Origin of the sequence: Paractinoplanes polyasparticus, assembly GCF_019710575.1 — a bacterium.
Lineage (GTDB): Bacteria > Actinomycetota > Actinomycetes > Mycobacteriales > Micromonosporaceae > Actinoplanes > Actinoplanes polyasparticus.
Genome location: NZ_JAHWFK010000077.1, coordinates 18,224 through 30,116, shown reverse-complemented (window position 1 = coordinate 30,116; position 11,893 = coordinate 18,224). Strand labels below are relative to the sequence as shown.

Here is an 11,893-nt window from a genome sequence, read left to right as displayed (position 1 = left end):
AGCGAGCCAGATAACCTCACCCCTGCCCCGACCGGCGGCAGGTAACCACCGCTCCATCAAAGCGGGGGCAACTCAGGGTGCGCGGTGGTGGATGGGCGGTTTTGGCTGGTTGCTGTGGTGGCGGGTGTGGGGCCGGGTTGGCTGTGTCGCGCTGGTGTGGGTTGGGTGGGCGGTTTTGGCTGGTTGCTGGCGGCGGGTGTGGGGCTGGGTCGGCTGTGTCGCGCCGGTGCCGATCGGCTGCGCGGTGGCGGGGTGGCGCTTCGGGTGCGTTGCGTGGCGGCGGGTGCAGGGCCCCGGTCGTTTGCGCGGCGGCGGGCAGTACCGGGTCGGCCGGAAAGGTCGTGCACGTGCAACGCCGGGGAATGGCGGGACGGCTGGGCCGACCGCGGTTACGGCGTGGCCGTGCTGCTGGGCTCGCCGGCCACCTATGAGATCCGGATGGCCTCCGAACGCTTTCCTGATCGTCGCGGTGGAATAGGCAAAGCCGGGGAGTGCGGAAGGCGGGATGGTTGGGCCCGGATGCCTCGCACGATGGTGGGCGCGGTGGTGGGAGCGGAGGATGTCTGCGGCCGTTAGGCGCTGTTGTGGCGGACGCCGCGCGGCTGAGAGGAGGGAGGGGCTGTGGTGATTGTCGGACTGGTGAGTGCCGGGTTCATGGGGTCCGGGCTGGGGGCTGCGCTGCGACAAGGGGGCGCACGGGTGATCACCACGGTGGAAGGACGTTCGGCGCGCACCGGGCGGCTGGCTGCCGAGGCCGGACTCGAACTTGTTCCCAGCCTCGCCGAAGTGGTCGCGACGGCCGACATCGTGCTTTCGGTGACGCCACCCGGTGCGGCCGTCGCCACCGCAGAAGCGGTCGCGGCCGCCCTGCCCGTGCGGGACGCCACCCACCGGGGCCTGATTGTCGCCGACCTCAATGCGGTGTCGCCGCAGACGATGGACCGGGTGGCCAGGGCACTGACGGGTGCGCCGCCCACCTCGGTGCCGCCGGGTGGCCGGCCGGTCTCGGAGCCGCCCAGCGGCAGAACGCTCGACCAGTCGATCTCGGTGCCGCCGGGTGGCCGGCCGGTCTCGGAGCCGCCCAGCGGCAGAACGCTCGACCAGTCGATCTCGGTGCCGCCGGGTGGCCGGCCGGTCTCGGAGCCGCCCAGCGGCAGAACGCTCGACCAGTCGATCTCGGAGCCGCCGGGTGGCCGGATGCTCGACCGGTCGATTGCGGAGCCGCCGGGTGGCCGGATGGTCGACCGGTCGATCTCCGAGGCGCCGGCCGCCTCGGCGTCGACGGGTGTCCGGGTGGTTGACGGATCGATCTCGGGGCCGCCGCCCAGCGTCCGGCCGGGGGCTCGGCTGTATCTGTCCGGGGCGGGTGCGGCCGCGGTGGCCGAGCTGCCGTGGGGTGGGAAGGTCGAGCCGATCGTGCTGGGTGATCAGGTGGGTTCGGCCAGTGCTCTCAAAATGTGCACCGGTGGTGTCTACAAAGGGCTCACCGCGCTCGTCACTCAGGCGCTACGCACGGCGGATGCGCACGGGGTGCTCGACGCGGTGCTGGCCGACCTCGACCGCAACGGGTTGGCGGACAGCTCAGGAGTGGCTCGCTCGGCCACCAAAGCCGGACGGTTCGTCGACGAGATGCGCGAGGTGGCGGTCACCCAGCAGGCGGCCGGCCTGACACCGGAGCTGTACGCCGCCATCGCCGACGTCTATGCCGACATCGCCCGCACCGCGCTGGCGAAGGCTGACCCGGAGGACGAACGGAATCTCACCCCCGCCGAAATCGTGGCCCGGCTTCGCGGGTAGCCGGGGGCGACCCCGCTCGCGCTGAGGTGGGACTTGGCGGACGCAGAGTTGACGGCTGCAAGTTCAACGAGGCGAGGGCGTGTCCGGTCGGGAACGGAAGGCGACGGCCGCGCGCTCAACTGGGCTATGGCGTTGCCCGGTGGCGCGCGGTTGGGTGACGGCTGCAGGCTCAGCCTGACCGGAGCGTCGCGCGGTAGGCGCGAGTGAGCCTTGGCCACCGAGTCGCGCATCACCTCGGCCAGGTCCTTCGCGGACGGTTGCGGGTTGCACGCGGCGAGGGGTTTGCCTGGTGAGGTGGGTGGGTGATGGCCGGGTGTGGCGCTGCTTGTGGGCGTGGGTGGGTGATGGCTGGGCTTGGCCGGGTGTGGCGCTGCCTGTGGGCATGGGTGGGTGATGGCTGGGCTCGGCCTGGCGAGGCGCTGGCTGTGGACGTGGGTGGACGATGGCTGCGGGCTCGGCTTGGCGCGGCGTTGCCTGGTGGAAGCCAGTGGGCGACGTCTGTGGATTCAGCTCGGCGGGGGCGTTGCCCGGTGGGTGCAAGGTGGGTGATGGCTGCGGGCTTGAACCGGTGAGGGGTGCTGGGGATTGGCTACGCGATCACGTGGGGAGGCGCAGGTGAGCGGACCACACCTTCTTGGGGACGACCATGCGCCACGCGTCGAGGACCAACTCGGTCATCTGATCTTCGGTCAGCGGGGACAGCCAGGCCTGGGCCCAGTTGAAGCGCAGGTCGGACTCGCGGGGGAGGTGGAACGTGGACGGGTCGGAGGCGATGAGGGCGTCTCGTTCCTCTTTGGGGTAGGCGAAGCCCATGGTGGTCTCGTCGCGGGAGAAGGCGACGTAGACGATGGCGCCGACGCGGAACTTCACGCGGTCGGCTATCAGGTGTTCTGAGCTGCGCGGGAGGTCGCGGACCACCCGCCGGACGTCGTCGACGGTGACCATGCGACGAACCTACGGCGGGGGTACGACATTCTCGTCGGCCCGGCGGCGGGGCTTGGGTACCGAGAGGTGGGTCGTTGTCTGCTCGGGCAGGGGTGTGCTGTTGGGGACCTTCGCGCGGAAGATTCGGTCGGGTGGGAGGCGGTAGGTCGCGGCCTGCACCAGTTCGTCGGGGACGGTGTGTTTGCCGCCCGACGGGGGTGGCGGGTCGGCGGGGGTGTCGCGGCGGCCCAGTACGGGGCCGGAGCCGTCGGCTGGGCGAGGGTCTCGGAACGGCTGGAAGGTGACCCCGCCCACGGCGGCCGGTTCGGCCACGGCGCTGGGCGGGGGCGGTGGTGGGACCGGGAACCCCAACGCGCCTTCGTTCTTGGCGGGCTCGGAGGCTTCAGGGGCTGAGCGGCGGTGGGGAATGAGTCCGGGGGCCGGCGTCGGAACGCCCTGATGCCGGATTGCGCGGCCGGGATCGGGATTGCGGGTGGCGGGCGCATGCTTGGCCGGCGGGTCGGCGTCGCCGAAAGGGCGCGAAGAACCGGAAGACGCAGGGTCGCCAGTCGGTGCGACGGATGAAGGCCCTGCTTCGGAGCGCGAATTGAAAGGCAGGTCCGCCTCGACACCCCCGCCGAGCGCCGCCGTGCCGGGCAGCGGAGTGCCCGGAAAGGGCGACCCGGGCTGGACCGAGCCGGGCTGGACCGAGCCGGGCTGGACCGACCCGGGCTGGGCCGAGCCGGGCTGGGCCGAGCCGGGCTGGGCCGAGCCGGGCCGCGCTGAGTCAGGCAGGGCCGAGCCGGGCCGCGCTGAGTCAGGCAGGGCCGAGCTGGGCGGGGCTGAGTCCGGCAACGCTGAGCTGTGCCGGGCTGAGCTGGACGGGGCTGAGCTGGGCCGGGCGGAGTCCGGCAACGCTGAGCTGTGCCGGGCTGAGCTGGACGGGGCTGAGCTGGGCGGGGCTTCGGGTGAGGTGGGCTGGACGGGTGCGGCGCCGCGGGCGGGGCGTTTGGGGGCCGCGACCCGGGCGGCCAGGCTGAAGACGCGGCTGGAGGCGGTCTCGTAGCCGTCCCGGTAGGCCGCCTCGCGGTCGTGCTTCAGCTGGTAGCGCTGGTGCATGCGCCCGGCCGCGTATCCGCAGGAGGCGACGAAGATGGCCACGAGGATGAAGATCAGCACAAGGTCGCCGGGCGCGGTCATGCTCTGATTCTTCCGAAGTCGATAGACCGAGAGCTATGGCCCTTTTGACGTACCCCGATCGAATGACCAGGGATGTTCACGCGCCGCCGACGATTTCGCCCGCCTCCACGGCCGCCTGTAGACCGCGGGCGGCCAGGCGGTCGGCCCGCTCGTTCTCGGGGTGGCCGGCGTGGCCTTTCACCCAGTGCCATTGCACGTCGTGGCGGCGGACCGCCTCGTCGAGGCGCTGCCACAGGTCCACGTTCTTGACCGGCTGCTTGGCCGACGTCTGCCAGCCGTTGGCGGACCAGCGGGGCAGCCACTTCGTGATGCCGTCGCGCACGTAGACGCTGTCGGTGTACATCTTCACCGTCAGGGGCGCCCGGTTGAGCGTCTCGAGCGCCCGGATCGGCGCCATCAGTTCCATCCGGTTGTTCGTAGTCGAGGCCGCGGTGCCGCCGAACAGGTCCTTCTCCCGGGTGCCGTAGCGCAGCACGGCGCCCCAGCCGCCGGGGCCGGGGTTGGGTGCGCAGGCCCCGTCGGTGTAGATCTCCACCACGGTCATGTGAGCACCCTAACGGGGCCGCCCCGCCCGGGACCGTGCAGGAACGAGCGCCACGTAAAGTGGTTGACCGTGACAGACGCGGTCGAGGTACGGGACGTGGTCGTGCGCTACGGCGACACGACAGCCGTCGACGGTGTGTCACTGACCGTCAGCCGAGGGCGGGTGCTTTCCCTGCTCGGGCACAACGGCGCCGGCAAGACGAGCCTGCTCCAGGTGTGCGAGGGCTTCCGCCGGGCCGACGGCGGCACGGCCCGGGTGCTCGGCCTCGACCCGGTGGACGACCACGATGCGTTGATGCCGCGCCTCGGCATCATGCTGCAGTCGGGTGGCGTCTATCCGTGGGCCACCGCCGGCGAGATCCTGCGGCTGTTCGCCAGCTTCGCCGCCACCCCGCTCGACGTCGACATGCTGCTCGACCGCCTCGGCCTGCGTAAATTTGAGCGTACGAGGTGGCGTCGCCTCTCCGGTGGCGAGCAGCAGCGCCTTTCCCTGGCCGTGGCCCTGGTCGGCCGGCCCGAGTTGGTCTTCCTCGACGAGCCGACGGCCGGCATGGACACCGAGGCTCGCCACACCACCTGGCGCCTGATCGAGGAGCTGCGCGCCGACGGCGTGTCGGTGCTGCTCACCACTCATCTGCTCGACGAGGCCGAACGCCTGGCCGACGAGGTCGTGATCATGCGTTCGGGCGTCGTCGCCGCCACCGGCACCCCGGCCGAACTGACCGCGGCCGCCGGCATCGACCTGCTGGAGGTCCGCGCCGACCCGGGTCTGGTGCCGGACGGCCGGCTGGCCGACCTCAAGGTCACCGAGGCCACCCCCGGCGGGTACGCGATCGCCGGCGCCCTCGACGCAGCCGTGATCTCGGACGTGCTGGGCTGGTTCGCCGCCAAGGACGCGCAGGTCACCGCCGTGAACACCCGGCGGCGCACTCTCGAGGACGTGTACCTCGCGCTCACGACCGGCGAGAAGCCGACCGGCGAAAGGCCGACCGGCGAGAAGCCGACCGGCGAGAAGCCGACCGGTGGAAACACAACCGGGGAGAAGGCGAAGGTGGCCCGATGAGCGGAGTATTCGCGCCGGCTCCCGGCCGCGCCTCGATGCGCAGCGTCGTGGCCAGCCAGATCCGGATGGAGCTGACGCTGACCGCGCGCCGCGGCGAGGCCGTCGTGCTGGCCATGGGAGTGCCTCTGCTGGTTCTGCTCGGCGCGGGACTGACCGAGGTCACCAACGTGCCCGGCGACGACCGCCTGGCGTTCGTGGTGCCCGGCGTGCTGGCGCTGACCGTGATGTCGACGGCCTTCACCGGCCAGGCGATCACGACCGGCTACGAGCGCAGCTACGGGGTCCTCAAACGACTCGGCGCCTCGCCGCTGACCCGCCCGGGCCTGCTCTTCGCGAAGACCGCGGCCGTGCTCGGCCTGATCGTCGTGCAGCTGATCGCGCTGGCCGCGGTCGGTCTCGCCGTCGGCTGGCGGCCGCACTTCGAGGCCGTGCTGCCCGCGCTCGGCATCACCGTGCTCGCCACCGCCGCGTACTCGGGACTCGCCCTGCTCATGGCCAGCCTGCTGCGGCCCGAGGCGACGACGGGCGCGGCCACACTGATCTACGTGCTGATGCTGGCGGCCGGCGGCATCATGTTCGCCGCCCCCGATCTGGGCACTTGGGGGTGGTTCGTCCTTCCGCTGGCGGCCCACGCCGAGGCGTTGCGCGAAACCCTGTCGTACGGCAGGAGCGTGCCCACCGCGATCTGGCTCAGCCTCGGCGCCTGGGCGCTCGTCCTCGTGACGGCCGCGGCGCGCAAGTTCCGCTGGGAGTGACCGGAAGCTTGCCGGCGGCGTACAAGTCCTGCTGGGAGAGGGCGGGCCGTGGGAGAGGCGCTGTCCATCGTTCGGTGGACAGCCACTGACGACCGCACGGTCGTCGCGCCGCGACCCGGGTAGGCAGCACCATCAATGGCATGACAGCGATTGAGGTGCGGGGCCTGCGCAAGGCCTACCGGGGGCACGAGGTGGTCCGCGGCATCGATCTCGAGGTGGCCCGGGGCGAGGTGTTCGCCCTGCTCGGCCCGAACGGCGCCGGCAAGACCACGACCACCGAGATCCTGGAGGGTCACCGTCGCCGGGACGGTGGTGAGGTGCGGGTGCTGGGCGCCGACCCGGGGACGGCCGGGAGCGAATGGCGGGCGCGCATCGGCATCGTGCTGCAGGACACGGACGACGCGGCCGATCTGACCGTGAGCGAGATGGTCAAGCACCTGGCCGGGTTCTATCCGGACCCGCGGCCGCCGGCCGAGGTGATCGACCTTGTCGGGCTCACCCCCAAGGGCGGGTCCCGGATCCGTACGCTCTCCGGCGGTCAGCGCCGCCGGCTGGACGTCGCGCTCGGCATCGTCGGCCGGCCCGAGCTGCTCTTTCTGGACGAGCCGACCACCGGGTTCGACCCGCAGGCGCGCCGGCACTTCTGGGATCTGATCCGGGCCCTGGCCGCCGAGGGCACCACGATCCTGCTGACCACGCACTACCTGGAGGAGGCGGAGGCACTGGCCGACCGGCTGGCCGTGCTGGCCGCCGGGGAGATCGTCGCCGTGGGCACGCCGGCCGGGCTGGGCGGACGGGCCTCGGCCGGCGCGAAGGTCAGCTGGCGCGAGAACGGCGTGCTGCGCACCGAGCAGGTGGCCGATCCGACCCCGCTGATCCGCGAGTTGGTCGCGGCCGACACCGATCTGAGCTCGCTGACGGTCACCCGGCCGACCCTCGAGGACACCTACCTGACCCTGATCGGAGCGCACCTGTGAGCACCCTCGCCCTCGGAGTCAGCCGCGGCCACGTGGAGCTGCTGCAATTCGCCCGGGACCGAACGGCTGTCGTCTTCACGTTCGCTTTCCCGGGAATGCTGCTGCTGTTGTTCGGCACCATTTTCCAGGACTCGTACGACCAGCCCGGCGTCAGCGCCAGCCACGTCTTCTCGGCCAGCATGATCGCGTACGGAATTCTGACCACCGCCTTCGTGACGATGGGCGCGGGGCTGGCGATGGACCGCGAGGACGGCACCCTCAAGCGGCTGCACGGCACGCCGATCAGGGCCACCTCGTACGTACTGGGAAAGCTCTTTCTGGTTCTGGTCCTGAGCATCGCCGAGGCGGTTGTTCTCATCGCGCTGGGCGCCCTGGTCTTCGGCATGTCGCTGCCCGACGCCTCGCACTGGCTGACCTTCGCCTGGATGTTCCTGCTGTCGGTGATCGCCTGTTCGCTGCTGGGCATGGCGGTGAGCGCCATCGTCAAGCACGCCCGCACGGCCGGCGCCATTCTGAATGTGCCCGTGGTGGCGCTGCAATTCATCTCCGGCGTCTTCATCTATCCGGTGACCCAGTTGCCGTCCTGGCTCATCTCGGTCGCCTCGATCTTCCCGGTGAAATGGATGGCTCAGGGATTCCGCTACGTGTTCCTGCCCGACGGCATGCGCGTCAACGAGGCGGCCGGGCAGTGGGAGCTGGGTCGCGTCGCCTTGGTGCTGGGCGCCTGGTGTGTGATCGGGTTGGTGCTGTGCCTGGTGACGTTCCGGTGGACCCGGCCCGACCGGTGAGGCCGGAGCTGCCGCGCACCCTCTGGTGGGACGTCTATCTGGTGGTGATCGCGGTCGCGGTGGCGGTCGTGGTGCTCGCCTCGGACGGTCCCGGCCGGAGCGCGCGGCTCGTCGCGACGGGGGGCGATCGGCGGCCTGCTCGTGCTGCACTTCGCGGCCGGGCGCCGGGCGATCGAGCGGGACGAGACCCGCCCGGGTCTGCTGGCGGCGAAACTGGTGCTGTTCGGCGTGGCGGTCACGCTGGTGCCCAACGCGAACTGGCTGCTCTTCGCCGTGAACCCGCTGATCTTCCAGATGGCGCCGCTGCGGACGGCCGTGATCGCGGCGGTGGCGGCGAACGCGGTGCTGCCCGTCTCGGACGTGATTCTGCGGCCCGGCGCCGTCGGCCTTGACCTGCTCGTCGCGGTGATCTCGAGCGCCGCCGGCATCTGGCTGGGCACCTGGATCGTCCGGGTGGTGCGGCAGAGCCAGGAGCGGCACCGCCTGATCGAGGAGCTGGAGAGCAGCCGGGCCGAGGTCGCGCGGCTCTCGCGGGAGGCCGGGGTGACGGCCGAGCGGGCGCGGCTGGCGGGCGAGATCCACGACACCCTGGCCCAGGGCTTCACCAGCATCATCACGCTGCTTCAGGCGGCCGACCCGGAGCTGCGCGACGAGCGGCTGGCGCTGGCGGTGCGGACGGCCCGGGAAAATCCGGCCGAGGCCCGGAGCCTGGTCGCGGCTTCGTCCCCGGCGAGGCCGACGGCTACGGTCTGGCGGGCATGCGGGAACGAGCGGAACAGGTGCGGGGGAGTGTGACGGTACGTACGAGTCCGACCGCGACATTCTGCGGGCGATCGAGGCGGGAGCCAACGGCTACCTGCTCAAGGACGCGTCACCGCAGGAGCTGGCCGACGCCGTGCGCGCGGCTGCCCGCGGCGAGACGGTGCTGGCCCCGAGCGTGGCCTCCACCCTCGTCCGGCAGGTGCGCCGGCCCGCCCCGCCGGCCCTCTCGGCCCGCGAGACCGAGGTGTTGCGCCTGGTTGCGCGCGGGCCGACCAACGCCGACTCGGCCGTGAGCTGTTCATCTCGGAGGCCACAGTGAAGACGCACCTGCTGCGCGCCTTCAACAAGCTCGACGTGGCTGACCGTACGGCCGCCGTGACCACCGCCATGGAGCACGGACTCCTTTAGCCGGGGTTGCTGATCAGGGTGCGGACCAGTTCCGTACGCGACGAGACGCCCAGCTTCGGGAAGATGTGGTACAGGTGCGTGCTGATCGTGCGTGGCGAGAGGAACAGGCGCTCGCCGATGTCGCGGTTCGTGAGCCCGTCGGCGGCCAGCATCGCGATCTGCAGTTCCTGCGGGGTCAGCCGGTCGCGGGCGTCCTCGCGGCGCGGGCTGCTCTCGCCGGCCGCGCGCAGTTCGGCCCGGGCGCGCTCGGCCCACGGGGTGACACCGAGGGCGTTGAGGGCCGTCGTGGCCGCCCGCAGGTGCGTCCGGGACTCGCTGACCCGGCGCCGGCGGCGCAGCCAGGAGCCGTACGAGTGCTGCAGCCGGGCCCGCTCGAACGGATAGTCCGCATCGATCGCACCCTCGATCTCGCCCGGCTCCAGCAGGGCGGCCACATAGGCGCGGCCCATCCGCAGCACCGGCAGATCGACGTCGGGCAGCCCGTCCATGATCGCCCGCAGGTCGTCCTCGCGGCCGCAGCCCACCGCGGCGTCGGCCAGGTGGCTCACCGCCCACAGCCGGATGGCCGGGTGGTAGGGCACGTCGTCGGGGTCGAAGACGGCGGACAGCTGCTCGAAGGCGGTCACGTGCCGGCCTTCCGCCAGGGCGCCGACGCCCCGGATGAGCTGCACGAGGGCCAGCATCGGGTACGCCCCGGCGGGCAGCAGGGCGCTTTCGGCCTCGTGCGCGAGCCGCTCGGCCGTGGCGCTGTCACCCCGTAGCGCCGCCGCGTACCCCTGCGCCATCGACGCGGTCAGCGCCCACCGCGGCTGGCCGGTCTCGTTGGCCAGGGCGAACGCCTCGGTCGCGGCCTGCTCGGCCAGGCGCACGTCGCCGAGCTGACCGGCCACCGTGGCCTCGGTGACCAGCGTCTGGGTGAGCAGGCCGAGCCGCCCCTCGGCCCGCGCGGAGTTGGCGGCGGCCCGGCACAACACGACCGACCGCCGCCACGAGCCGAGGCCGGATGCCGACACCGCGAGCAGCTCGAGCTCCTCCGGCGTGCCGAGCAGCCGGCGCGACAACCGGTCGATCGACGCGATCACCTCCGGACCCCGTTCGAGCGGGGCGGCCATCGCCAGCACGGCGATGCGCTGGGCGTTGTCCGGTGGCAGGTCGAACCGCTCGACCGCGTCGACCATGGCCGTACGGGTCCGGTCGTCCGCATTGGACCAGTAGCAGCGCAGCGCGTTGTTCGCCAGCTCGGTCAGCGCCAGCTCCGGATCGCCGTCCCGGCGCACCTGGTCGACCGCCTCGACGAACGAGGCCAGCCGTTCGGCGCCTGACCAGCCGCTGCCCAGCATCACCTCGCGGAACCAGTTCAGCCGGGCCTGCACCGGCGGGGGCAGGGTGCGCGCCGACAACGTGGTCATCAGGCGGCGCAACGTCTCGGGGTCGCCCAGGTCGTGGGCCGTCGCCAATGCCCACATGAGGCGGTGGGCCTGCACGTCCGGGTCGGGCGTGAGCTGGGCCGCCCGTTCCAGGCCGACGATCGCGGAAACGAGCGTGCCGCGGCGGCGGGCCCGCTGGGCGGCCCGGGCCAGTTCGGCCGCGATCCGCTCGTCGGGGCGGGTGGTGGCAGCGGCCAGGTGCCAGATGCGGCGTTCGTCGCCCGGCGCGTCCGGGATCGTGGCGGCCAGGGCGGCGTGGATGTCGCGGCGACGGCCGGCCGGCACGGCCTGGCGCAGTGCGGACCGGACCAGCGGGTGACGGAACCGCAAGGCGCCGAAGCCGTCGACCCGCACGAGATCGGCCGCGACGGCCGGGGTGAGGTCGTCGATGGTGATCGCGGCCAGACCGGCGGCCGCGGCCACGGTCTCGTACACATCGGAACCGTCGTTGTACGCCGCGACCTGGAGCAGGGTCCGGGTGGCCTCGGGCAGGGCGTCGACGGACAGCGCGAACGAGCGCTCCAGCCGGGCCGGCAACGGCAGATCCTCCGGCAGGCGGCCGGTGCGGTCGCCGAGCGAGGCCAGCTCGACCAGGCCCAACGGGTTGCCGGCGGCCTCGGCCAGAACCCTGTCCCGCACGTCCGGGCGCAGCGCGGGCGCCCGCTGATCCAGCAGCGCGGCGGCCTCGGCGTCGGCCAGCGGCTCCACGGTCAGCTCGGGCAGCGCGGCGCCGGCAAGACGCTGCGTGGTCTCAGCTCCGTTGCGCATCGTCATCACGATCAGGACAGGGTCACCGGCCAGCCGCCGGGCGACGAACGTCAGCGCGTCCCAGCTCGCATCGTCCAGCCACTGGGCGTCATCGGCCAGCAGCAGCGTTCCCGCCGACTCGGTCAGCAGGGTCAACAGCGCCAGAGCCACGCGTACGGGGGTCAGGTCGCCGTCCAGGGCGGCGCGCACCACGGCCTGGGCCGCGGCGGTCGACTCCTGCGGCGGAAGACCGGTGACCAGGCGGTCCAGACCGGCGTACGGAAGGTCGAACTCGGCCTGCACCCCGGTGACGGTGATCGTACGCAGCCCCCTGCGCCCGGCCTCGCCGGCGGCCCAGCCGAGAAGCGTCGACTTGCCCACCCCGGCGTCGCCGCGCAGAACGAGCGAGCCGCCCTCCCGCGGCAGGCGGTCGAGCAGGGCGCGCAGCCGCTCGATCTCCTCCGCACGCCCGACGACCTGCTCAGTCATTGATCCGCCCCCC

At 72.3% G+C, this 11,893-nt stretch carries 11 protein-coding genes and 1 pseudogene; 8 read left to right on the top strand and 4 right to left on the bottom strand.

The window, feature by feature from the left end:
* Positions 1–621: 621 nt before the first annotated feature.
* Positions 622–1,797: a DUF1932 domain-containing protein gene (locus KXC43_RS52170; RefSeq protein ID WP_308129595.1), complete on the top strand. Its 1,176-nt coding sequence runs from the start codon at positions 622–624 to the stop codon at positions 1,795–1,797.
* Between the two features lie 597 nt (positions 1,798–2,394).
* Here KXC43_RS52170 and KXC43_RS48460 read toward each other — a convergent pair.
* The gene (locus KXC43_RS48460) at positions 2,395–2,742 is read right to left on the bottom strand and encodes an MmcQ/YjbR family DNA-binding protein (RefSeq protein WP_221383089.1); all 348 of its coding nucleotides are present in this window, start codon (positions 2,740–2,742) and stop codon (positions 2,395–2,397) included.
* 9 nt (positions 2,743–2,751) lie between these two features.
* A complete protein-coding gene (locus tag KXC43_RS48455) occupies positions 2,752–3,093 on the bottom strand; it encodes a hypothetical protein (RefSeq protein WP_221383088.1) in 342 nt (113 codons plus the stop codon).
* Positions 3,094–3,328: 235 nt separating this feature from the next.
* Here KXC43_RS48455 and KXC43_RS48450 point away from each other — a divergent pair, with 235 nt between their 5' ends.
* On the top strand, positions 3,329–3,787 hold the full coding sequence (locus KXC43_RS48450; protein ID WP_221383087.1) for a pentapeptide repeat-containing protein: 459 nt from the start codon (positions 3,329–3,331) through the stop codon (positions 3,785–3,787).
* A 210-nt stretch (positions 3,788–3,997) separates the two neighbouring features.
* On the opposite strand, the gene rnhA is transcribed toward KXC43_RS48450, so the two are convergent.
* Positions 3,998–4,465, bottom strand: a complete 468-nt coding sequence (rnhA, locus tag KXC43_RS48445; RefSeq protein WP_221383086.1) for a ribonuclease HI — start codon at positions 4,463–4,465, stop codon at positions 3,998–4,000.
* A gap of 69 nt (positions 4,466–4,534) precedes the next feature.
* On the opposite strand from rnhA, the gene KXC43_RS48440 reads away from it, so the two are divergent.
* The 6 genes and pseudogenes from KXC43_RS48440 to KXC43_RS48415 form a co-directional block, all read left to right on the top strand.
* Entirely contained in the window at positions 4,535–5,527 is a 993-nt protein-coding gene (locus tag KXC43_RS48440) for an ABC transporter ATP-binding protein (RefSeq protein ID WP_221383085.1), read from the top strand.
* Complete coding sequence (locus KXC43_RS48435; protein WP_221383084.1) at positions 5,524–6,282, top strand: ABC transporter permease; 759 nt, start codon at positions 5,524–5,526, stop codon at positions 6,280–6,282. Before KXC43_RS48440 ends, KXC43_RS48435 begins: the two co-directional genes overlap by 4 nt.
* 140 nt (positions 6,283–6,422) lie before the next feature.
* Positions 6,423–7,259 carry an ABC transporter ATP-binding protein gene (locus KXC43_RS48430; RefSeq protein ID WP_221383083.1) on the top strand — a complete coding sequence of 279 codons (837 nt, stop codon included), beginning with the start codon at positions 6,423–6,425 and terminating at the stop codon, positions 7,257–7,259.
* Entirely contained in the window at positions 7,256–8,047 is a 792-nt protein-coding gene (locus tag KXC43_RS48425; RefSeq protein WP_221383082.1) for an ABC transporter permease, read from the top strand. Before KXC43_RS48430 ends, KXC43_RS48425 begins: the two co-directional genes overlap by 4 nt.
* Before the next feature lie 141 nt (positions 8,048–8,188).
* A complete protein-coding gene (locus tag KXC43_RS48420) occupies positions 8,189–8,842 on the top strand; it encodes a histidine kinase (RefSeq protein ID WP_308129594.1) in 654 nt (217 codons plus the stop codon).
* A gap of 4 nt (positions 8,843–8,846) precedes the next feature.
* A pseudogene (locus KXC43_RS48415) lies at positions 8,847–9,217 on the top strand (LuxR C-terminal-related transcriptional regulator); the annotation flags it as partial.
* On the opposite strand, the gene KXC43_RS48410 reads toward KXC43_RS48415, so the two are convergent.
* Positions 9,214–11,880, bottom strand: coding sequence for a helix-turn-helix transcriptional regulator (locus KXC43_RS48410; RefSeq protein WP_221383081.1), 2,667 nt, complete (start codon positions 11,878–11,880; stop codon positions 9,214–9,216). The pseudogene KXC43_RS48415 and the gene KXC43_RS48410 overlap by 4 nt on opposite strands.
* Between the last annotated feature and the right edge of the window lie 13 nt (positions 11,881–11,893).

Coding starts and splice junctions, on each gene's coding strand:
- KXC43_RS48460 (WP_221383089.1), bottom strand. CDS start 2,742: ATGGTCACCGTCGACGACGTCCGGCGGGTGGTCCGCGACCTCCCGCGC.
- rnhA (WP_221383086.1), bottom strand. CDS start 4,465: ATGACCGTGGTGGAGATCTACACCGACGGGGCCTGCGCACCCAACCCC.
- KXC43_RS48435 (WP_221383084.1), top strand. CDS start 5,524: ATGAGCGGAGTATTCGCGCCGGCTCCCGGCCGCGCCTCGATGCGCAGC.
- KXC43_RS48430 (WP_221383083.1), top strand. CDS start 6,423: ATGACAGCGATTGAGGTGCGGGGCCTGCGCAAGGCCTACCGGGGGCAC.
- KXC43_RS48410 (WP_221383081.1), bottom strand. CDS start 11,880: ATGACTGAGCAGGTCGTCGGGCGTGCGGAGGAGATCGAGCGGCTGCGC.